Source organism: Nocardia sp. JMUB6875 (assembly GCF_041154655.1).
GTDB lineage: Bacteria > Actinomycetota > Actinomycetes > Mycobacteriales > Mycobacteriaceae > Nocardia.
Window position 1 is genome coordinate 1 of the sequence record NZ_BAAFGR010000142.1, and the last position, 21,335, is coordinate 21,335.

Annotated in this window: 19 protein-coding genes; 7 read left to right on the plus strand and 12 right to left on the minus strand. The window is 69.6% G+C overall.

What is annotated here, in order from left to right; genetic code table 11:
- Positions 1-192 precede the first annotated feature (192 nt).
- The 4 genes from ACAM49_RS29665 (at position 193) to ACAM49_RS29680 (ending at position 5,598) form a co-directional block, all read left to right on the plus strand.
- Positions 193-1,239: a polyprenyl synthetase family protein gene (locus ACAM49_RS29665; protein WP_369638852.1), complete on the plus strand. Its 1,047-nt coding sequence runs from the start codon at positions 193-195 to the stop codon at positions 1,237-1,239.
- Positions 1,240-1,292: 53 nt separating this feature from the next.
- Positions 1,293-2,906 carry a phytoene desaturase family protein gene (gene crtI / locus ACAM49_RS29670; RefSeq protein ID WP_369638853.1) on the plus strand — a complete coding sequence of 538 codons (1,614 nt, stop codon included), beginning with the start codon at positions 1,293-1,295 and terminating at the stop codon, positions 2,904-2,906.
- Between the two features lie 65 nt (positions 2,907-2,971).
- The gene (locus tag ACAM49_RS29675) at positions 2,972-4,669 is read left to right on the plus strand and encodes an alpha-(1->6)-mannopyranosyltransferase A (protein ID WP_369638854.1); all 1,698 of its coding nucleotides are present in this window, start codon (positions 2,972-2,974) and stop codon (positions 4,667-4,669) included.
- An 8-nt stretch (positions 4,670-4,677) separates the two neighbouring features.
- Positions 4,678-5,598, plus strand: coding sequence for a phytoene/squalene synthase family protein (locus tag ACAM49_RS29680; RefSeq protein WP_369638855.1), 921 nt, complete (start codon positions 4,678-4,680; stop codon positions 5,596-5,598).
- 28 nt (positions 5,599-5,626) lie between these two features.
- Here ACAM49_RS29680 and ACAM49_RS29685 read toward each other — a convergent pair whose 3' ends face one another.
- A complete protein-coding gene (locus ACAM49_RS29685) occupies positions 5,627-5,995 on the minus strand; it encodes an Rv2175c family DNA-binding protein (RefSeq protein WP_040806888.1) in 369 nt (122 codons plus the stop codon).
- A 116-nt stretch (positions 5,996-6,111) separates the two neighbouring features.
- Between ACAM49_RS29685 and pknB the strand changes: the two genes are divergently transcribed.
- On the plus strand, positions 6,112-8,115 hold the full coding sequence (pknB, locus tag ACAM49_RS29690) for a Stk1 family PASTA domain-containing Ser/Thr kinase (RefSeq protein ID WP_369638867.1): 2,004 nt from the start codon (positions 6,112-6,114) through the stop codon (positions 8,113-8,115).
- 71 nt (positions 8,116-8,186) lie between these two features.
- Here the strand turns inward: pknB and ACAM49_RS29695 are convergent, their stop codons facing one another.
- Complete coding sequence (locus tag ACAM49_RS29695; RefSeq protein WP_369638856.1) at positions 8,187-9,575, minus strand: class II 3-deoxy-7-phosphoheptulonate synthase; 1,389 nt, start codon at positions 9,573-9,575, stop codon at positions 8,187-8,189.
- A 128-nt stretch (positions 9,576-9,703) separates the two neighbouring features.
- Here ACAM49_RS29695 and ACAM49_RS29700 point away from each other — a divergent pair, with 128 nt between their 5' ends.
- Entirely contained in the window at positions 9,704-10,201 is a 498-nt protein-coding gene (locus ACAM49_RS29700) for a polyadenylate-specific 3'-exoribonuclease AS (protein WP_369638868.1), read from the plus strand.
- A gap of 63 nt (positions 10,202-10,264) precedes the next feature.
- Here the strand turns inward: ACAM49_RS29700 and ACAM49_RS29705 are convergent, their stop codons facing one another.
- The 10 genes from ACAM49_RS29705 to ACAM49_RS29750 all read right to left on the minus strand — a co-directional run bounded on the left by ACAM49_RS29705 (position 10,265) and on the right by ACAM49_RS29750 (position 19,391).
- Positions 10,265-10,990: a lysophospholipid acyltransferase family protein gene (locus ACAM49_RS29705; RefSeq protein ID WP_369638857.1), complete on the minus strand. Its 726-nt coding sequence runs from the start codon at positions 10,988-10,990 to the stop codon at positions 10,265-10,267.
- 194 nt (positions 10,991-11,184) lie between these two features.
- Positions 11,185-12,180 carry an ROK family glucokinase gene (locus ACAM49_RS29710; RefSeq protein WP_369638858.1) on the minus strand — a complete coding sequence of 332 codons (996 nt, stop codon included), beginning with the start codon at positions 12,178-12,180 and terminating at the stop codon, positions 11,185-11,187.
- Entirely contained in the window at positions 12,177-12,944 is a 768-nt protein-coding gene (locus tag ACAM49_RS29715) for a hypothetical protein (protein WP_369638859.1), read from the minus strand. Before ACAM49_RS29715 ends, ACAM49_RS29710 begins: the two co-directional genes overlap by 4 nt.
- A complete protein-coding gene (locus tag ACAM49_RS29720; RefSeq protein WP_369638860.1) occupies positions 12,941-14,287 on the minus strand; it encodes an ArsA family ATPase in 1,347 nt (448 codons plus the stop codon). The genes ACAM49_RS29715 and ACAM49_RS29720 overlap by 4 nt, the downstream gene beginning before the upstream one ends.
- Positions 14,288-14,370: 83 nt before the next feature.
- Positions 14,371-14,808: an SRPBCC family protein gene (locus ACAM49_RS29725; protein WP_369638861.1), complete on the minus strand. Its 438-nt coding sequence runs from the start codon at positions 14,806-14,808 to the stop codon at positions 14,371-14,373.
- A 43-nt stretch (positions 14,809-14,851) separates the two neighbouring features.
- Complete coding sequence (locus tag ACAM49_RS29730) at positions 14,852-15,244, minus strand: polyketide cyclase / dehydrase and lipid transport (protein WP_369638862.1); 393 nt, start codon at positions 15,242-15,244, stop codon at positions 14,852-14,854.
- Positions 15,245-15,276: 32 nt separating this feature from the next.
- Positions 15,277-16,425 carry a glycosyltransferase family 4 protein gene (locus ACAM49_RS29735; protein WP_369638863.1) on the minus strand — a complete coding sequence of 383 codons (1,149 nt, stop codon included), beginning with the start codon at positions 16,423-16,425 and terminating at the stop codon, positions 15,277-15,279.
- Positions 16,426-16,478: 53 nt separating this feature from the next.
- Positions 16,479-17,519: a hypothetical protein gene (locus ACAM49_RS29740; protein ID WP_369638864.1), complete on the minus strand. Its 1,041-nt coding sequence runs from the start codon at positions 17,517-17,519 to the stop codon at positions 16,479-16,481.
- A gap of 24 nt (positions 17,520-17,543) precedes the next feature.
- Positions 17,544-18,548, minus strand: coding sequence for an NlpC/P60 family protein (locus ACAM49_RS29745; RefSeq protein ID WP_369638869.1), 1,005 nt, complete (start codon positions 18,546-18,548; stop codon positions 17,544-17,546).
- Positions 18,549-18,761: 213 nt separating this feature from the next.
- On the minus strand, positions 18,762-19,391 hold the full coding sequence (locus ACAM49_RS29750) for a C40 family peptidase (RefSeq protein ID WP_369638865.1): 630 nt from the start codon (positions 19,389-19,391) through the stop codon (positions 18,762-18,764).
- 616 nt (positions 19,392-20,007) lie between these two features.
- Between ACAM49_RS29750 and ACAM49_RS29755 the strand changes: the two genes are divergently transcribed.
- Positions 20,008-21,335 (plus strand): DEDD exonuclease domain-containing protein (locus ACAM49_RS29755; protein WP_369638866.1); only part of this gene is annotated, 1,328 nt, incomplete at its 3' end.

The following is a 21,335-nucleotide window of genomic DNA, read 5'->3' on the forward strand; positions in this document are numbered from 1 at the left end:
GGGTATTGTCGGGGGCGAAGTCTCGCGCGCGGGCTCCGAGGGGTTCGCGATCAGGTCGGCTGCCGGGGGTAGGCCGGTCGGCGGGGCTCGTGGCATCGCCGCAGCACGGCACTCATCAAGGAGGCTCCCCTGTCCGCCGGACCTGGTACCCCGACCCGACATCCGGTCGGCGCGGGCTCTGTCGTCGCCGCCGTGGAGGAACGACTGCGGGCCTTCTTCGTGACGCGGGAGCCCATCGTGGAACCGCTGGGACCGGTGTTCGTGGACGCGGCACGGGCCTTGCAGGACTTCGTGATCCGGGGCGGCAAGCGGACGCGGCCCTCGTTCGCGTGGACCGGCTGGCTGGGCGCGGGACGCAGCCCGGAGGATCCGGAGGCGGACGCGGTGCTGACCGCGTGCTCGGCGCTGGAGCTGGTGCAGGCGTGCGCGCTGATCCACGACGACATCATCGATTCCTCGCGCACCCGGCGCGGCTTCCCGACCGTGCACGTGGATTACGAAGGGCGGCACCGGGATCAGCGCTGGCGGGGTGACGCGGACCACTACGGGATCAGCGTCGCGGTGCTGATCGGCGATCTGGCGCTGGCCTGGGCCGACGACATGACCCGCGATGCCGGGCTGACCGCCGACGCGGCCGCGCGGTTCGCGCCGGTGTGGGCGGCCATGCGCACCGAGGTGCTGGGCGGGCAGCTGCTCGACATCCACGGCGAGTCCGCCGGGGACGAGACCGTCGAGGCGGCGCTGCGCATCAACCGGTACAAGACCGCGGCCTACACCATCGAACGCCCGCTGCACATGGGCGCGGCACTCGCCGGGGCCTCCCCCGAACTGGTCGCCGCCTACCGCGAATTCGGCACCGATATCGGCATCGCCTTCCAGCTGCGCGACGACCTGCTCGGCGTCTTCGGCGATCCGGCCGTCACCGGCAAGCCGTCCGGCGACGACCTGCGCGAGGGCAAGCGCACCGTCCTCATCGCCGAGGCCCTGCAACGCGCCGACATCGACGCCCCGGCCATCGCGGACCTCATCCGCTCCAGCCTGGGCACCGACGTCACCCCCGAACGGGTCACCGAATTGCGCACGGCCCTCACCGAACTCGGCGCGGTCGACGCCGTCGAGAAGCGCATCAGCTCGCTGACCGACCAGGCGCTCACCGCCCTGGACGCGAGCACCGCGACCCCCGACGCCAAGCGGCAGCTGCGCGCCATGGCGCTGGCCGCGACCGCGCGCACCTACTGACCGACCCGCACGCGCGGCGCTCGGCGCACGGACCTGACGGAAGCGAAGCTGGCATGAGAACTGTTGCGGGACCGACCGATCGGGTGGTCGTCGTGGGAGCCGGACTGTCCGGGCTGGCGGCGGCGCTGCACCTGGTCGCGGCCGGGCGGCAGGTGACGGTGCTGGAGCGGGCCGACCACCCCGGCGGACGGGTCGGGCGCTATCGCGGGCCGGATTACGAGATCGACTCCGGGGCAACGATTCTCACGCTCCCCGAGTTGATCGATGACGTGCTGGGCGTGGTCGGGCAGACTCGCGAGTCGGTGGGGCTGCGGATTCTGGAGATGGAACCGGCCTATCGGGCGCGGTTCGCGGACGGGTCCGTGGTCGGCGTCTACTCCGAAGAGGCCCAGATGGCCGCCGAGATCGCGCAGGCGCACGGCCCCGAGGCCGCCCGGCGGTACCGGCGGCTGCGCGGCTGGTTGAAGGACGTGTACGAGGCCGAGTTCCGGCAGTTCATGGACACCAACTTCGAATCGCCGCTGGACATGGTGCGGATTCCGGAGAAGCGCGTCGCGCTGGCGAAGCTGGTGCGGCTGGGCGCGTTCGGACGGCTCGGACCGAAAGTCGGCTCGATCATGCGGGATTCGCGGCTCGCACGGCTGTTCAGCTTCCAGGCATTGTTCGCGGGCATGGCGCCGAAACAGGCGCTCGGGGTGTACGGCGCGATTCCCTACATGGACACCTGCCTGGGCGTCTACTACCCCGAGGGCGGCATGCGGGCCATCGCCGCGGCACTCGGGCGAGCGTTCACGGCGGCGGGCGGCACCCTCGAACTCAACGCCGAGGTGATCGGCATCGACTACCGGGGCAAGCGGGCCGAGGCGGTGCGCACCGCGGACGGCCGCGTCTTCGACTGCGACGCCGTCGTGGTGACCGCCGATCTCGGCTCGCTGCCGCGCTTCGGGCTGCGGCACCGGCGCGGGCTGCGGGCCTCACCGTCGGCGGTGGTGGCGCACGGCACAATTCCCGCCGAGGTGGCCGCGCGCTGGCCGGTGCAGGCGCATCACACCATCGACTTCGGGCAGGAATGGGACAAGACGTTCACCGAGATCGCGGCCCGTCCCGGGCGCGGACGGCTGATGAGCGATCCCTCACTGCTGCTCACCCGCCCCGCCCTCACCGATCCCTCGCTCTACATCGACCGTGCCGAACAGCACATCGATAACGCCGGGCATCTACGCGACACTGTCCGCCACGAGCCACTGTCACTGCTGGCGCCCTGCCCGAATCTCGATGCCGCACCGCTCGGCTGGGACCAGCTCACCCCCTTCTACCTGCGCGAACTCCTGCAGACCCTGGAAGAGCGCGGCTACCAAGGGATTTCGGAGCACTTCCGGATCGACCACGTGGACACCCCGCGCACCTGGCAGGCGCAGGGCATGCTCGCGGGCACCCCGTTCTCGGCCGCGCACCTGTTCCGGCAGACCGGTCCGTTCCGTACTCGAAACCTGGTGCGCGGGCGCGCGAATGTCGTTCTCGCAGGCTCCGGCACCGTGCCCGGCGTCGGCGTGCCGACCGTGCTGTTGTCGGGCAGACTGGCAGCGGCGCGCATCACCGGTGACGCGCGACATGCCGGGAGTCGATCACTTGACACCGGAGCGGTGGCGCCGGTGCGCAAGCACTAGACTGACCGCGTCCTTAGATCACCCGCGGCCCGCCGCCGCCGACCTTTTCGGGGGAACGACCGCCGATGCCGACCCCCGAGACGGACTCCGCCACTCCGGACGCCGCGAACACCACGATCACGCGGACCGCCCGCGGTGTCGCGCAGGCCGATCCGGCCGACCGCGCCGCCACCCGGAGCTCCCTCGACGGCCCCGCCACGCCCGGCTGGCTGCACCAGGCCGCCGACTTCGTCCGCGGACCCGCCGGCCACTCGGCCACCCTCGGCTTCTTCGGCGCGCTGCTGATGACCTTCGGCGGTTTCGGCGCGGGCAGCACCCGGCGCAGCGATCCGCTGCTGGAGGCCATGCACCTGTCGTGGCTGCGGTTCGGGCACGGGCTGGTGCTGTCGTCGCTGTTCGTGTGGATCGGCGTGATCGCCATGATCACCGCGTGGGTGCGGTTGGGGCGCATCGTGATCGGCCGGCAGCCCGGGATCGAGGTCACCCTCAACGAGCTGCGCGTGATCGTCGGCGTCTGGATCTTCCCGCTGCTGTTCTCGGTGCCGCTGTTCAGCCGCGACGCCTACTCCTACCTGGCGCAGGGCGCGATGCTGCGCGACCACATCAACCCCTACCAGTTCGGGCCGACCGAACTGCACGCCAACGCCGCCACCGTGCTCGACAACGTGAGCCCGGTCTGGCTCAACACCACCGCGCCCTACGGGCCGGTCTTCCTGCTCATCGGGCGCGCCATCACCAGCATCACCGGTGACAACGTGGTGGCGGGCACCATCGCGCTGCGGCTGGTCATGCTGCCGGGCCTGGCGCTCATGGTGTGGGCCATCCCGCATCTGACCAAGCATCTGGGCGGGAAGCCCACCACGGCGTTGTGGCTGGCGGTGCTCAACCCGCTGGTCCTGATCCACCTGATCGGCGGCGTGCACAACGAGATGCTGATGGTCGGCCTGATGTGCGCGGGCATCGCGCTGGTGCTCGAACACCATCACGTGGCGGGCATCGTGGTGGTGGCCGTCGGCGTGGCGGTGAAGGCGACCGCGGGCGTGGCGCTGCCGTTCCTGGTGTGGATCTGGATGATTCACGAACGCGAACGCCGGGCCGCGCAGAACGAGGGCGAGATGCCCCATCCGGTGCTGACCTTCGCCAAGATCAGCGCGCTGGGCGTGGCCGTGTTCGTGGCCGTGTTCGCCATGGCCACCTGGGCCACCGGGCTGCGCGATCACCAGATCGGCTGGCTCACCGCGCTGTCCGGCTCGAAGAAGATCATCAACTGGCTCTCGCTGCCGACGATCATGGCGCACATCGTCACCTGGGTGACGCCGTTCCAGATGGACCCGGTGCTGAACGTCACCCGCCTGATGTGCGCGGTGGTCATGGTCGGCTTCCTGGTATGGGCCTGGTGGCGGTTCAAGAGCAGCGAGAAGGAGGCCGTGCTCGGCATCCTGGTCGCCTTCGTCGCCATCGTGATCCTGTCCCCGGCCGCGCTGCCCTGGTACTACTCGTGGCCGCTGGCGCTGGCCGCCGCGTTCGCGCTGTCCACCCGGACGCTGCAGATCCTGGTCGGCCTGTGTACCTGGCTCATGCTGATCTTCCAGCCCGACGGCGCGCCGGTGACCGGCTATGTGCACGGCACGCTGGCCATCTTCGTCGCGGTGGTGGCCGCGCGGTCGCTGCGCACCGTGGATCCGCTGAAACTGCGTGCGGCGCAATCGCATATCGAGACCCAGACCGAGAAGCTCGGCACCGCCGCGCCCGGCCCGGTGTGAACCCTCCCATGCCGCTCGACCGCGCCTACCGGGACTGCCGCCGCATCGCCGCCGCCCACGGCCGCACCTACTTCCTGGCCACCCGGCTGCTGGAACCGGAGCGAAGACCGGCCGTGCACGCGCTCTACGCCTTCGCGCGGCTGGTCGACGACATCGTGGACGCCGCCGACGCGCCGAACCGGGCGGCCGAATCCGCGGCCCGGCTGGACCACATCGAACACGAACTGCGGGCCCGGCTGGTGGACGCGCCCGTCGAGGCGGACGACAGCGCCGAGACCCGGGTGCTGCTCGCGGTCTCCGACACCATCCGGCGGTATTCGATTGCCGCCGAACACTTCTGGGTGTTCCTCGACTCCATGCGGATGGACATCCCCGGTGGGCCGCAATACCGCGACCGCTACGCCAGCCTCGCCGAACTGGGCGACTACATGCGCGGCTCGGCCGCCGCCATCGGGCTGCAATTACTGCCGGTGCTGGGGACCGTGGTCCCGGTCGCCGATGCCGAACCGGCCGCGGCGGCGCTGGGGGAAGCGTTCCAGCTCACCAACTTCCTGCGCGACATCGCCGAGGATCTGGATCGCGGGCGGGTGTATCTCCCCGCTGACGAGTTGGCGGTATTCGGGGTGGACGCCGAACTGCTGTTCCAATGCCGGGAATCCGGGCGGACCGATCCGCGGGTCCGGCGGGCACTGGCTCATCTGATCGCGATCAACCGGGGCATCTATAGGCGCGCGATCCCGGGTATCGATCTGCTCACACCGCGGGTGCGCCCGGCGATTCGCACGGCGGCCACCCTGTACAGCGGGATTCTCGACGAGATCGAACGGGCCGACTACGCGGTCTTCACTCGCCGCGCCGTCGTGCCGCAGCACCGCCGATTGCGGGTCGCGGCACGGGAATTCGTCGCGGCCAGTCCTTTGCGGAACTGACCGCGACGGCTGTTATTTCCGGAACCGATCAGAACGGGTCCGCGGCGGCCCGGCGGATGACCTCGCGGGCCAGCGGGCCATGCAGGGCGTCGATCGGGCGGCCCGGGAGGGTGTCGTCCTCGGTGTAGATCCACTCGAGGATTTCCTCGTCGGTGTATTTGCCGTCACGCATGACCGTGATCAGACCGGTCAGGTGTTTGGTGACGGCGCCGGTGGAGTCGAAGAACTCCTTCGGGATTCCGGCAACGCCGTCGCGGCGCACGGCGATTATCTGATGGTCGCGCAGCATCTGATGAACTCGCGTAACCACCATGCCCAGCTGCTCGGCCACGTCGGGCAACGGGATCAGCGTCACCGAATCCGGCAGGACGTCTTCGCTGCAAGGAAAGGCACTCACGCGGACCACGGTAGTCTCTCGCGTCGCCACCGTCGCATCACACCCCGACGCGGCTACCATCGGGTGAGCCGCGCGGGCGGTCAATCGGAAAATTCGGAGAATCGGAAGGGTTGCAGTTGATCGGCCAGATGCTGGAAGGGCGCTACCGCATCGATGCGCCGATCGCGCGCGGCGGCATGTCCATGGTGTTCCGGGGGGTGGACACCAGATTGGACCGACCGGTTGCCATCAAGGTGATGGATCCGAAGTTCGCCTCCGATCCGCAATTCCTGACCCGCTTCGAACTCGAGGCGCGGGCCGTGGCCAAGCTCAAGCATCCATCGCTGGTCGCGGTGTACGACCAGGGCGTGGACGGCGACCATCCGTTCCTCATCATGGAGCTCGTCGAGGGCGGGACGCTGCGCGAACTGCTGCGCGAACGCGGGCCCATGCCGCCGCACGCGGTGCGCGCCGTCGCCGAGCCGGTGCTCTACGCCATCGGCGTGGCGCATGCCGCGGGTCTGGTGCACCGCGACATCAAGCCGGAGAACGTGCTCATCTCCGATTCGGGCGAGGTCAAGATCGCCGACTTCGGGCTGGTGCGCGCGGTCGCCGAGGCGAAGATCACCTCCGACAGCGTGATCCTCGGCACGGCCGCCTACCTCTCCCCCGAGCAAGTCACCAGTGGCACCGCCGACGCGCGCAGCGATGTGTACTCCGCGGGCGTGCTCATCTTCGAAATGCTCACCGGGCGTACGCCGTTCACCGGCGACAATTCGCTCTCGATCGCGCTGCAGCGGGTCGAGAAGGATGTGCCGTCGCCGAGCCGCTTCATCAGCGGCATCCCGCCCGAGATCGACGAGCTGGTCGCGCATGCCACCGCGCGCGAGCCCATGCACCGCTTCGCCGACGCCACCGAGATGGCGGGCGAACTGCGCCGCATCGCACGCGAATTGCAGCTGCCCGACTATCGGGTGCCCGCGCCGACCGAGTCGGCCGAACATCTCAGCGCCAAGTACCGGGTCGGGCCGACGCCCGCACCCGCGGCCCAGCCCGCGCGGTCGATTCCCGGCGCGGCCGATCTGACCACGCGACTACCCGTGGACCCGCCGACGGTGAAGGTGCAGCCCCAGGCGCAGCACACCCGGGTGATGACCGCGGCGCGGGAGATTCCGCCGGAGTATCGGCCCGACTACTCCCCGCAGCCGCCCCCGGGACCACCCGGCAACCACGGCTATCCATCGGAAATGATCGAGGATCGCGGCAAGTCCCGGCGCAAGGTCATCGTCTGGTTGAGCGTGGTGATCGCGCTGGCGCTGCTGCTGGGTATCGGCGGCTGGTGGCTCGGGGTCGGCAGATTCTCGGCGGTGCCGTCCATCGCGGGGATGAACCAGGACAAGGCGATCAGCACGCTGCAGGAGGCGGGCTTCAAAACCGAGACCCGCGACAAGGCCTCCGACGCCATTCCGGTCGGCAATGTGGTCGGGACCGATCCGCCCGCCGGAACCAGAATCACCAAGGGCTCGCTGGTCGCGGTGCTGGTCTCCAGCGGTAAGCCGAAGGTGCCGGATGTGCAGGCCGGACAAGACGTCAAGGCGGTCAACCAGGCCATCAAGGACGCGGGACTGACCCCCGTGGACGCCGGAGAGATAGGCAGTGCCGCACCGAAAGGCACTGTCGCCAAGGTGGATCCGGGACCCGGCACGATTCTCCCCGCCAACGCGCAGGTGAAGGTCTACCGCAGCAAGGGATCCCAGCCGGTCAAGGTGCCCGATGTGCGGGGCAAGACCGCCGAGGAAGCCAAAACGGCGCTCCAGAAGGCCGGACTCACCATCAGTTCCACCCGGGACCAGTACGACCCGAAGATCAAATCCGGTTCGGTGGTCGGCACCGATCCCGCCGCGGGATCCAGCGCCGAATCAGGATCCGGTGTGGTGCTCATCGTGAACACCGCCATCGAGATGCCGAATCTGCTGGGCTCCAACGTCTCCACCGCCCGCAGCAAGCTGCAGGCCCTGGGCTTGCAGGTCACCGTCCGACAATTGGCCAGCAACGACAGCTCGATCATCATCTCCCAGAGCACCGCTCCCGGCGACACCGTCGAGCCCGGTGCGACCATCACCCTGGTAGCGATTCCCTAACTCTCATAGAGCTCGGAAACGTAAGAGCCCGGACCGTTTCAACGGTCCGGGCTCTGTCACGCTCGCGGGTCCTAGCGCAGCATCTCCGCGACCAGGAACGCCAGTTCGAGGGACTGCTGGGTGTTCAGGCGCGGGTCGCACGCCGTCTCGTAGCGCTCCTCGAGGTTGAGATCCGAGATGTCCTGTGCGCCGCCGAGGCATTCGGTGACGTTCTCACCGGTGAGCTCGATGTGCAGGCCGCCCGGGTGGGTGCCCAGCGCGTGGTGCACCTCGAAGAAGCCCTGCACCTCGTCGACGATGCGGTCGAAGTGGCGGGTCTTGTAGCCGGTGGAGGACTCGTGGGTGTTGCCGTGCATGGGGTCGCACTGCCAGATCACCTGGTGGCCCGTCGCCTGCACCTTCTCGATGATGGCGGGCAGCACCTCGCGGACCTTCTGATTGCCCATGCGCGCGACCAGGGTCAGGCGGCCGGGCTCGTTGTTGGGGTCCAGGCGCTCGACGTATTCCACGGCCTGCTCCGGCGTGGTGGTCGGGCCGATCTTGAGGCCGATCGGGTTGGCGATCAGCCCGGCCAGGGCGACGTGCGCGCCGTCGAGCTGGCGGGTGCGCTCGCCGATCCACAGGAAGTGCGCCGACAGGTCGTAGAGGACCGGCTCGCCGGTGACCGGGTGCTCGCTCAGGCGCAGCATGGCGCGCTCGTAGTCGAGCACCAGCGCCTCGTGGCTGGCGTAGAGCCGCGCGGTCGACAGGTTGGGATCGTTGACGCGGCAGGCCTTCATGAAGGCGAGCGCGCGATCGATCTCGGTGGCCATCTGCTCGTAGCGGGCGCCGGCCGGGGACTGCGCCACGAACTCGCGGTTCCAGTCGTGCACCTTGTGCAGGTCGGCCATGCCGGCGGAGGTGAGCGCGCGCACCAGGTTCATGGCGGCCGACGCGTTGGCGTAGGCGCGCACCAGACGCGACGGATCGTGCTCCCGGACACCGGCTTCGGCGACGATGGAGTTGACCATGTCACCGCGGTAGGACTTCAGCCCCAGCGAATCGGTGTCGGCCGAGCGCGGTTTGGCGTACTGCCCCGCGATCCGGGCCACCTTCACCACCGGCAGGCTCGCGCCGTAGGTCAGCACCACCGCCATCTGCAGCAGCGTGCGGATATTGCCGCGGATATGGGGCTCGGTGTTGTCGGCGAAGGTTTCCGCGCAGTCGCCGCCCTGCATCAGGAAGGCCTCACCCCGCGCCACCTCGGCCAGCCGTAGCCGCAGCTCCTCCACCTCGGCGGGCACGCAGATGGGCGGCACGCTCTCGAGCACGGTGCGCATCTTGGCGGCCTGCTCCGGATCCCAGGACGGCTGCTGCAGCGCCGGGCGAGCGAGTGCGTCGTCGAGGCGCCGACGGAGCTCGGCGGGCAGCGGAGGAAGTTCCGGCAAGCGATCGATCGGTACGTCGACGGTCCAGTTCACCCGTTCAGAATACGGATCGACCTTGGTGAGGTGGACCACCCCCAGGGCTGGGATTGCTCACACCCGCCGGTCGTATGATCAGGCCCGGATCCATTTCCCGAGCTCGAGGTCAGGAGAGACCCATCTCACTGCGGTACTTTTACGATTCGGAATTCATCGAGGACGGAACTGTCATCGACCTCGTCTCCATCGCGGTGGTGTGCGAGGACGGACGCGAGTTCTACGCGGTCTCCACCGAATTCGACCCCGAGAAGGCCGGGCCGTTCGTCCGCCGCAACGTGCTACCCAAGCTGCCGCCGCCGTCGTCCCCGCTGTGGCGCTCCCGCCAGCGCATTCGCGACGACCTCTACAAGTTCCTGGTCCCCCGGCCCGGCGTCGAGCCCGAGCTGTGGGCGTGGGTCGGGGCCTATGACCACGTGGCGCTGTGCCAGCTGTGGGGTTCGATGGTCGATCTGCCCAACGCGCTGCCCCGGTACACCAATGAGCTGCGCCAGCATTGGGACCAGCACGGGCGGCCGCCGCTGCCGCCGGTTCCGAAGGACGCGCACGACGCGCTTGCCGATGCTCGGCACAACCTCGCCAAGTTCGAGGCGATCGAGGCGTACCGGCGGATTCAGGCATCCTGATCCAGACATGCGGAAGGCCCCGGGAGATTGTGTCTCCCGGGGCCTTTCGCGTGTTCGTGGCGGCTAGCCCGCCATGGTCTGAGGGATGCGGTCCTCGTCGGGGCGGCTGCCGGAGGGGACGTCCTTCTTCAGGGAGGCGGCGTAGACGTCGACGTATTCCTGGTCGCCCATCTGCATGAGCTCGTACATGATCTCGTCGGTGACGGCGCGTTCGACGAAGCGGTTGCCGCCCATGCCCTCGTAGCGCGAGAAGTCGATGGGGGCACCGAATTTCACGGTGACCTGGCGCGGCCGCCAGCGGAAGGGACCGGGCGGGCACACCTCGTCGGTGCCGATCAGGGCTACCGGGATCACCGGCACTCCGGTCTCCAGGGCGAGGCGTGCCACACCGGTCTTGCCCTTGTAGAGGCGACCATCCGGGGAGCGGGTGCCTTCGGGGTACAGCCCGACCAGGCGGCCCTCACCGAGCAGTTTGCGCGCGGTGTTGAGGGCGGATTCGGCCGCGTCCGCACCGGACCGGTCGATCGGGTACTGGCCGGTGCCGGAGAAGAAGAACTTCTGCAGCCGGCCCTTGAGACCCGGGGTGGTGAAGTATTCGGCCTTGGCCAGATAGGTGATCCGGCGCGGGCTCATCAACGGGGTGAACAACCAGTCCGTGAAGGACAGATGATTGCCGGCCAGAATGGCCGCGCCCTTGGCGGGGATGTTCTCGACGCCCTCAACCTTCGGCCGGTTGATGAGATGCATCCACGGCCCCACCAAGACGTACTTCAGCAGCCAGTAGAACATTGCGTCCTTTCCCCTGTTTCGATACCCGGGACCGGCCTCGTTGCGGGCACCACCACTGCTTGCCTACCCTACCGCCGAGTCCTCACCGTAACCAACCGGTGGTGGCGGGTTTCTCCTATGTCGGGACATTCGTCCCGAGTTTTGGAATTGATCGTGGACGGGCCGGAATTCGTCAACGCCGCGACCGGACCGTGTCAGCGATGTGCCGGGACCGCGTCCTGGTCGGCGGCCACGGCCGCGCGAGCCAGTTCCGCCGCGCCGATCATGCCCGCGGCCTCGCCCAGCTGGGCGGTGCGGATGCGGGCCAGGCGGCGGTGGCGGGCGCCGGTGATCGAGCCCGCGTAGTGCTCGCGGGCGTCGTCGAGGAACAGCGGGGCCGAGCTGCTCACGCCACCGGCGACCACGATCAGGTCCGGGTCGAAGATGTCGCTGACGAAGGCCAGGCCCAGGCCCAGCCAGCGGGCGAAGTCGGCCATCACGCCCTGGGCGACGGGATCGCCGTCCTGGGCCGCGCCCGCGACCCGACGGCCGGTGAGCGAGCCCGGATCGCGGCCGGATTCGCGGGCCAGCAGGGTGGAGCGCTGCGGGTCGGTGGCCAGGAATTCGAGCGCGGTGTCGACCAGAGCCGTTCCGCTGCAGTACCTTTCCCAGCACCCGCGCTTGCCGCACGGGCAGGCGCGGCCATTGGGCACCACCGTCAGATGCCCGAGTTCCGGTGCGACGCCGAAGCTTCCGCGATACAGCTGGCCATTGCTGAGCAGCGCCGCGCCGATGCCGGTACCGATGGCCACCAGCACCACATTGCGCCCGCCCGCCGCCGCGCCGAAGCGGTACTCCGCCCACAGCGCGGCATTGGCGTCGTGCTCGAGGATGACCGGCAGGCCGAGGCGGTCGGTGAGCCGCTGCGCCACCGGCGCGTCCTCCCACGGCAGATGCGGTGCGAAACGCACGGTGGCGCGGTCCTCGTCGACGAATCCGGCGACCGCGAGCCCGACCGCGCCGATGGCGTGGCGGCCGCACAACTCGCGCACCGCGCGGGCCAATCCGTCCTCGAGGGCGCGGGCCGAGTGCGGGGTCGGCGCGGTCACGGTGTCGAGCACCTCGCCCGCACCGTCCACCACCGACGCCCGAATATTCGTGCCGCCCACATCGATACCCACGGTCAGCGGCACGTCCTCACCCTCTCTCATGCCTTGATGGTCACGTCGATGGACTGGTACTTGGCGCGTCGACCACCCCCGGGGCGCGATGCGCGACCGGCCGCCGGGCGACCGGGGTCGTCGGCGGGGCGGGCGACGGGCGGGCCGAACGGCTGGTGCTCGCCCGACGGCTTGCGCGCGGCGCCGGGTCCGTCGCCGAAGGGATCTTGGGCAGCCTGTGCACCGAAGTCGTTGTCCCCGGGCTGCTTTCGCGCGGCGGCGCGGCCCTGCGCACCGGCGAGGAAGCGAGCGAAGACAGCGGCCAGGCCCGCACCCGGAGCATGCGCGGATCCCTCTCCGCCCCCGCCCCTTTCGCCCGGCCCGGCCTCGTCGGTCTCGCCGCGCGCGGTGGCGTAGGCGTCGGCGAACGGCAGATCGGTTGCCTCGGAACCGGTTCCGGCGAAATGCGAATGCCGATGCCAGGCTTGATATTCCGGCGAATCCGGGTCCAGATCCGGCGGAATCACCGGCTCCACCGGCACTCCGGCGAGCGCCTCGCGCAGCACGGTGACGATGGCGGTGCCGTGATCGGCGATGGCGGCCACCACATCGTGGTGCTCACCGCGCACGATGGCCGCGGCCGCGCACACCGGGCACCAGCTGCAGCTGGACCATTCGGCGCGCCCGTCGGAGGCGGTGCGGCGCAGCACCGGTTCGACGCGTTCGAGCACGGCCTCGGCGAGCAGCCGCAGTTCCTCGGCGAATTCGCCGAGGTTCTCCTCCGGATGGCCGGGACGCGGATGGGTGGCGGTCATTTCGGCCAGACCGCCGGATCGGGCCGGAAACGGATGACCAACTGGTCGCCGTCGAGCTCGGCGGTCTCGACCGTGCACCGCCGCAATACCGGGGCCAGCCGCAAGCGCCGCCGGACCCCGTCCGCTCCCACGATCAAATCGTCCTCCACTCGTCCCAGCCGCAGGGTCGACGCGTCGACCACGGGCAGATGCATGCGCATCGCGAACAGCGAGTGCACGCCCGCGCCCGATTCGAGCCGCACCACCGGTTCGGCGGCGGTCCCCGGCTCGAGCGCGGGCAGCACACCGTCCGCATCTGTGCCAAGCATAGGGATCGGACGCCATCCCACCCAGTTACCACTCGCGTCCACCGCGTAGGACAGCGCGGCCAGCGAGCTCAGCCCCACCGGCTCGGCCCCGGCATGGCCCACGACCTGCACCGGAACGCCGCGCAGGCGCTTGCGGAGCTCGGTCACCACGTCGAGTTGTTCGCCACGCCGGTTGAAGTACCACTGCACCGCCGGATGCGGCGGCGCGGCGGCGTCGGGCCCCGGCATCTCCGGCAGCACCTTGTTGACCAGCACGGCATCCAAGCGGATACCCAGCAGCGCGGCCGCCGAACGCACGCGCGCGGATTCGGCGACGGCCACCTGCTCGGCGGCGGTCACCAGCCGGGCGCCGGTGCGGGTGCGGTCCACCAGCAGATCGCGGGCATCGGTCACCGCGGCCACGATCTGCTCGACGGTCACCGCCAGCACGGCCTTACGGAAGTCGGTCCCGATGGCCTCCATGGTGCGCGCGTGCGCGGGCCACACCCGCTCCAGATAGCCGAGCACGGTGTCGGGCGCGGTGACGATGCGCAGCATGTCCGCCGACGGCGGGCAGTCCACCACGATCACATCCCAGCGCGCGTCCGCGGCGAATCGCGTGATCTCCAGCAGCGCCAGCAGTTCCTGCACGCCGGGCAGGCCCGTCAACTCGGCGGGATCCAATGCCCCCAAATCGAATCCGTGCTCGTGCCCGGCCCCGGACGCCATGACCAGCACCTGCCGGAACCGATCCTCCAGCAGCGCAAGCGAATCCACTTCGATGACATCCAGCTCCGGAACCGGCTGCGCGGCATCGAAACTCGGGTCGGTTGCCGGATACGCCCCCTCGGCCGCCCCGAACCCCGGTTCCCTGACATCGGCGAATGCCGGTGCGGCGGCGGCGAACATGGGCAGCGGCAGGCTGGCGACGGCCGCCTCCGCGCCGTGGCGCAGCCGGTAGCCCAGGGCATCGCCGAGGGAGTGGGCCTGATCGAGCGAGGCCAGCAGCACCCGTTGCCCGTCGCGCGCGTAGGCGAGGGCGGTGGCGCAGGCCAAGGTGGTTTTTCCGACGCCACCCTTGCCGATGAAAAGCTCGACGCGGGTGGCGGGGCGCGGCGAGCGTTCGGTACCGCCGGTGGTCAGCCTTCGACCCGTTTCTTGAGTTCCTTGAGGGCGGTGTCGGTGATGACCTTCTCCGCCTTGCGTTTGAACATGCCGATCATCGGGATGTTCAGGTCCACGGTCAACTCGTAGACGACCTGGGTGGTGCCGTCGGGCAGGGCGATGAGCTCGTAGGTGCCGTCCTGCGCCTTCTGCAGATCACCGCTGACCAGGCTCCAGCTCACGGCGCGGCCGTCGGGCCGCCAGGTGTAGGACAGGGTGTAAGTGTCCTTCACGACCCCGGCGTCCAGGACGAAGCGGGCGGTGCGGGCCCGGCCGTCCGGGAACTTGTCGAGCACTTCCACCGAGCGGGCCGCGGCGACCCATTCCGGATACGACTCCAGGTCGGCGATGACGGCCATCACTCGATCCGAGGGGGCGTCGATCACGATCGACCTCTGAGTTCGATCGGCCATGGGCGGCAACGCTTCCTTTCAGCCTGTGACGTGGAGCGGTCGGTCAGTGCACGGCCGCGGGCGCGACCCCGGCCTTGCGCCCGGCCTCGAGGCGGGCCTTGATCTCGAAGGACATCACCTTGCCCGCGACGCGGCGGGTCCGGTTCAGGGCCAGCAGCTCACGTCCGGACATACCGGCGATGCCGCCGCGCGGTTCGGCGTGCATGAAGAAATGCATGATGACGCCGTCCAGCATGGGCTCCAGCCAGACCTCCATGGTGCCTTCCGCGGCGCCGCTGACGGTCCAGCGAATCCCCTTGTCGCCCCGGTCTTCCCGGACCTGTAACTGCAGGTCGGGGAACCAGCGGCGCCAGCGGGCGCGATCGGCCAGCACCTCGGCCACGGCCGTGCCCGGCGCGGCGACGAAGGTCTGATCGGCAACCTGGATACTGCTCACGCGGCTGAGCCTAGCGCAGGACAGGAATCGTCTCAGACCCGCGCCGACCGGGGACCGGCCAGCAGTTCCTGTAGTCGCGCGCCCATCAGGTCCCAGCGCCACTGCTGCTGCACCCATTGGCGGCCGGCCGCGCCCATGGCGGCGGCGGCCTCGCGGTCGGAGAGGATGTCGACGATGGCGTCGGTGAGCTCCTGCACCGAACGGCCGTTGACCACCCGTCCGGTCTCGCCCTCGCGCACGGTCTCCGGCGCGCCGCCCGAATTGCCCGCCACCACCGGCACTCCCGAGGCCGAGGCCTCCAGGAAGACGATGCCCAGACCCTCGACGTCCAGCCCGAAACCGCGGGTGCGGCACGGCATGGCGAAGACATCGGCGATGGTGTGGTGGGCGGCGAGCTCCTTGGCCGGAACGCGGCCGGTGAACACGACATCGTCGCGCAGGCCCATGGCGTCGGCGAAGGCGCGCAGCTTCTGCTCGTAGGGCCCGCTGCCCGCGATCACCAGCACGGCCCCGTCGATCCGCTTCTTGATCTCGGGCAGGGCGGTGATCAGCATGTCCTGGCCCTTGCGCGGGACCAGCCGCGACAGGCACAGGATCGTGGGCCGGTCGCCCAGCCCGTAGCGTTCGCGCAGTTCGGCCCGGGCGGCCGGGTCCGGCTTGAAGATCTCGGAATCCACGGCGGGCGGCAGGTATTCGAGCGCGGCCTGCGCGCCGAACGCCGTCGAGAAGCGGCGGCGCGTGTATTTACTGACATAGGTGACGACATCGGTGTGGTCGCCGATCACCCGCAGCGCCTGCCGCGATCCGGGCAGCATCGACCACCCGACCTCGTGCCCGTGCGTGGACGCGATGATCCGCTCGGCCCCCGCCTTGCGCAGCACCGGCGACATGAGCGCCAGCGGCGCGGCGGCCCCGAACCACACCCGATCGCACTTCTCGTCGCGCATCAGCTTCTTGGCGCGCCGGGCGACCAGCGGTGTGGGGAGCATCAGCGTGGTCGGATGCCGCACCACCTGGAACGGCTGCTCCGCGTCGAACTTCCAGTGGCTGTCGCCCCGCCAGCGCGGCGCGTAGACCACCAGCTCGTCGGCGGGCAGTTGCAGGGCCAGGGCGTGCAGATACGACTGAATTCCGCCCGGTCGTGGCGGGAAATCATTGGTAACCAGCAGCGTTCGCCCCATGGCCACAAACCTACTGCACCCCCGGTCCGGCGCAGGGTTGCGGTGCGAGTGGGTTACGCGCCCGCGGCGGTGCGGGAGGTGATCCAGGCGCGCCAGTCGGTGACGAAGTCGGGGTAGCCGGTGTCGAGGGTGGTGCGGAAGGCCGAGTCGAGGGCGGCGCGGTCCTTCGGGCCGGAGGCCAGCTGGCGATACAGGTCGACGAGTTTGGGGTCGCCGTACTTGTCGGCGATGAAAGCGCAGACCGACCAGCCCTGTTCGTAGGCGAGCGAGGCCTGGCCGCTGGTGGGGGCGAACATGGCATCCGCGGGGAGATCGGCGGGCAGGTCGCCGGTGCGGGCGCGGGCGGTGAGGGTGGGTGCGATTTCGGTGACCGGTCGGTGCATGCCGCGGTGGGCGGTGTATTCGGCGGCGCCCTCGAGCATCCACATCGGGGAGCCGTCGACGGTGATCTTGCGGGTGGCCATGTGGGTGAGTTCATGGCGCAGCACCGCGCGTAGGCCGTCGGGGCCGAGGCGGTGACCGGCCTGGGGGCCGAAAACGACACGCTGACCGGTCAATTCGGCGCCGGGCCGAACAGGGTCGGCGACCGTGGAGGCGGCGACCTCGGCGGGGACGTCACCGACGGCGTGGGTGAGCGCGGCGAATTCGGCGGGGCTGGAGGCCACCACCACGACCGGTGCTTGATTCCAGTCCGGGCCCCACAGCGAGGTGACGGCCGTGGTGGCCGCCGCGAGTTCGCTTGCCAGCACATCGATATCGGCCCGCTGCGCCGGATGGCCGAGCACCACGCCGATGCGGCCCGAGCCCGTGGACACCGGTTCGGCGACGAGCTTGCCGTAGTAGTCCATGGTCCGCTTGACCACCGGCACCTGCGGATCGGTCGCGGTCGACCCGGCCGCATCCTGGCCCGGCACCACCGCGCGCAGCGTCGGCAGCACCGAATTCGGGATCATGAGCAGCGCGCCGCAGGCGGCGGTCAGTCCGGTGACCATGACCAGGGTGGCGACGAACTGGAATCGCCGTCGCGCCGACAACCAGCCGCGCATCCGCCGCAGAGCGCTCATCGCCACCTCGTCGTACTCATGCGCGGCCACCTCGTACTCATGCGCGGTTCAGCGTCAGAACCGGCGCGCCGAATGGAACGGTGTGGAGCTCATCGGCGCGACCTGCACGGGAACGCCGAAAGTCGAAGCGTGCAGCATCAATCCGTTGCCGGCGTAGATGCCCACATGCGAGATGTCAGAGTAGAAGAAGACGACATCGCCGGGCTGCAGGTCCTTCTCGGCCACCGGCGTGCCGAAACTCGACTGCTGCTGGCTGGTGCGCGGCACGCTCTTGCCGACCTGGCGGAAGGCCCACTGCACGAGGCCGGAGCAGTCGAACTGGTCGGGTCCGGTCGCACCCCAGACATAGGGATCGCCGACGCGGGTGAGACCGGCGGCCAGCGCGCTGGTGCCGGAGCCGGGGACCAGGCCGCGCAGCAGGCTGTCGCGGTCGAAGCCGGGCGGGAACATCGAACCCGCGAGCGCGGACTTGTCACCGGCGGAGAGCTGACCCCACGCGGCGATGACACCGGCCATGGAGCCTTGCAGCGCAGCGCGTTTGGATTCCAGATCGGAGCGGACCGCATCGGCGGCGGCACTGGCGGCGCGCGCGGTCTCGGCGGCGGCGCGGGCGGCGGCATCGGCGACGGACGCGGCGTCGGTGGCCTTCTGATACTGGCCCAGTTGATCATTCGTGCGCGTGCCCACCAGATCCACGATGGACATCTGATCGAGCAGCTGCTGCGGTGAGTTGCTGACCAGTAGCGAGGTGAGCCGGTTGGTGCGGCTGCCGAGCAGCGCGGAGGTGGCGGCGCGATCGATGACCGGACGGTAGCGGGCGATCTCGGCCTTGGCGGCGCCGAGCGCGGCGGCGGCGTCGGTGGCCTTCTGATCGGCGGCGGCGGCCGCGGCCAGCTTGGTGTCGAGATCGGCCTGCGCGTTGAGCGCCTGCTGGTTGAGCTGCTCGGATTGCCGGGAGAGGTCGATCATCTTCTGGACCGCCTCGCCCGCGGTGGCGGGTGCGGCGACCGGGTCGGCGGTGGCCGGTCCGATGCCGAGGGTGCCGTAGGAGGCGACCATGAGGGCGCCCACCGTGAGTGCCTCGCCCACCAGTCGTCTGGTCCGCTGACCGTGTGTCCGATGAGGTCGCTGTTGCGCTGCCACGGTTGCTGTCGTCCCGTTCTCTTACCCCGAGCTGGTCAAGAAGGTCTCGATAAGATTACGAAACGGCGACCGCTTGTGTCCAGCAGGCCACGGAAGCATTACGGTCGCCGTTCGAAATCGGCTGCGGATCTAGATGCGGACGGCGCCCGCGAACGGCATGGACGAGATCGGGGCGACCTTCACCGGCTGGCCGGAGGTCGAGGCGTGCACGACATTGCCGTCGCCGATGTAGATGCCCGAGTGGCTGCCGCCGTAGAACGACACCACGTCGCCCGGCTGCAGGTCGTCGAAGGAGACGGGCGCGCCGGCGCCGGCCTGCTCGTAGCTGGTGCGCGGGAGGCTGACACCGGCCTGCGCGTAGGACCACTGGACCAGGCCCGAGCAGTCGAAGGCGTTCGGGCCCGAGGCGCCGTACACGTACGGGTCGCCGATGCGGCTCATGGCGGCGTCGACCGCGGCCTGGTGCACGTTGTTCTGCGGGGCCGGGGCGCCGGGGACCGGGCCCTGCGGGGTGACGATGCCCGGGATCTCGGGGATGTTCACCGGGATGGACGCCGGGGCGCCCGGGATGGCCGGCAGCTGGATCGAGTCGGGCACGTCGAAGGTGCCGACCGGAGTGTTGACCGGCTGGGCCGACGCGGGAGTAGCGGGCAGCAGCAGCGCACTCAGCGTGGCAGCGCCGACGGCTCCGGCCGCTGCGGCACGGCGCGCGGTGCGCGTGATGCCCCGGACCTGTCGCTGGGAGGAGGTGGTCGCCATGGTGAGGTACTTCCAATCTGCCCCGCGACGCCGCACCCGGTGGTGCGTCGGACTCCGCGAGGTCTCAGGAAGATTACGAGCACATAACGGTGCTTTGTAAAGCCGAGGTGGTCGGTACGTGAACCGAAATTGTTACGCGGGAACATTTCGGTGCGACTTGAGTCACAGCAATCACGAAACGATAACAACGGCCGTTTTCCAGAGAGCGTCCCGGTGGCTACCGGCGGGTAGCCAGACTGCGCTCGAGGCCCTCGCGACCTCGACGGATTCCGCATAACACGACGTCAGAGCCATGGGCTCCGACCTGGGGATCTGCGACAGGCTTGATCGACACGCCCGACCGCAGGACAGCGGAGCAGCACACGTCGGCCGCCGATCCGGACCAAACGGCCTCTTCCACAAAATTGATCCATAATCCGAATTAAAGTGACCCTGGTCACAATCTGGCATATTTCAGCAATTCGGGGATTGCACCTCGAGTATCTCGACCTTATATACAGACATTTCGCCTGATCAGCCATAACAGCGTTATGACCGGGCGGTTTCCCGTGTTTCCCGGCCCTGACCGGGCGGATCCGCCCTCGGTTGTCGGACCCTGCGCCTACGCTTGCGGTCCGTGCCTTCGAGACCGGATCCTGCCGCGCAGCTGGCCTTCGACGAGCTCGAGACACCGCTCTACGACACGACGTTCGTGGTGGTGGATCTCGAGACCACCGGCACCAGTCCCGAGGGTGACTCGATCACCGAGATCGGGGCGGTCAAGGTGCGCGGCGGTGAGGTGCTCGGGGAGTTCGCCACGCTGGTGAACCCCGGCTGCGCGATTCCGCCGCAGATCGTGCAGATCACCGGGATCACCACGGCCATGGTCGTGGACGCCCCGCGCATCGAGCAGGTGCTGCCCGGCTTCCTGGAGTTCGCGCGGGGCGCGGTGCTGGTCGCCCACAATGCCCGCTTCGATATCGGCTTCCTGAAGGCCGCGGCGGCGCGCTGCGAATTGCCCTGGCCCGCTTTCCAAACCGTGTGCACCGTGCTGCTGGCGCGGCGGGTGCTGCCGCGCGAGGAGGCGCCCTCGGCCAAGCTCTGGTATCTGGCGCAGCTGCTGGGCGCCGAGACCCGGCCGACGCACCGGGCCCTCGACGACGCGAAGGCGACCGTGGACGTGCTGCACGCGCTCATCGCGCGCGTGGGCAATCAAGGGGTGCACAGTCTCACCGAGCTGCTCGACTATCTGCCCGAGGTGACGCGGCGGCAGCGCGCCAAACGTGTGATGGCCGCGGACCTTCCGGCGACGCCGGGGGTGTACCTGTTCCGCGGGCCCTCGGACGAAGTCCTCTATATAGGGACGGCGGTGAATCTGCGCCGCCGCGTCCGCAACTACTTCACCGGGTCCGACACCCGCCCGCGCATGCGCGAGATGGTGCAGCTGGCCACCCGCGTCGACCATGTCGAGTGCGCGCACGGTCTCGAGGCCGGTGTCCGCGAGCTCCGGCTGCTGCTCGCCCACACCCCGCCCTACAACCGCCGCTCCAAGTTCCCGCAGCGCGCGTGGTGGCTGACGCTGACCGATGAACCCTTCCCCCGCTTCGCCGTCTCCCGCACCCCCACCCGGGACGCGCTGGGCCCGTTCACTTCCCGCACCGACGCCCAGGAGATCGCCGCCACCCTCGCCGAGCAGGCGGGCCTGCGCACCTGCACCACCCGCATCCCGCGCGACGGCCGCCACGATTGCCAGCCCGCGATCGTCGGCGGTTGCCCCGCGAGCGCCGAAAACAGCCCCCTATATATAAAGGAATACGAACGAGCCCCCGCCGCCCTGCGCGCCCTCTTCTCCGGCGCCGACGACGCCCTCCTCCACACCATCGCCGCCAAACTCGAAACCCTCTCCACCGCAGAACATTTCGAGGCCGCAGCCCGCCTGCGAGACCGCACCGTGGCAGTGATCCG

Bases quoted from the DNA above. Each gene is read 5' to 3' on its own strand.
- ACAM49_RS29745 (WP_369638869.1), bottom strand. From the start codon at position 18,548: ATGGTCGCCTCCTACGGCACCCTCGGCATCGGACCGGCCACCGCCGAC.
- ACAM49_RS29715 (WP_369638859.1), bottom strand. From the start codon at position 12,944: ATGACCGCCACCCATCCGCGTCCCGGCCATCCGGAGGAGAACCTCGGC.
- ACAM49_RS29680 (WP_369638855.1), top strand. From the start codon at position 4,678: ATGCCGCTCGACCGCGCCTACCGGGACTGCCGCCGCATCGCCGCCGCC.
- ACAM49_RS29725 (WP_369638861.1), bottom strand. From the start codon at position 14,808: ATGGCCGATCGAACTCAGAGGTCGATCGTGATCGACGCCCCCTCGGAT.
- ACAM49_RS29750 (WP_369638865.1), bottom strand. From the start codon at position 19,391: ATGGCGACCACCTCCTCCCAGCGACAGGTCCGGGGCATCACGCGCACC.
- ACAM49_RS29735 (WP_369638863.1), bottom strand. From the start codon at position 16,425: ATGGGGCGAACGCTGCTGGTTACCAATGATTTCCCGCCACGACCGGGC.
- ACAM49_RS29705 (WP_369638857.1), bottom strand. From the start codon at position 10,990: ATGTTCTACTGGCTGCTGAAGTACGTCTTGGTGGGGCCGTGGATGCAT.
- crtI (WP_369638853.1), top strand. From the start codon at position 1,293: ATGAGAACTGTTGCGGGACCGACCGATCGGGTGGTCGTCGTGGGAGCC.
- ACAM49_RS29710 (WP_369638858.1), bottom strand. From the start codon at position 12,180: ATGAGAGAGGGTGAGGACGTGCCGCTGACCGTGGGTATCGATGTGGGC.
- ACAM49_RS29675 (WP_369638854.1), top strand. From the start codon at position 2,972: ATGCCGACCCCCGAGACGGACTCCGCCACTCCGGACGCCGCGAACACC.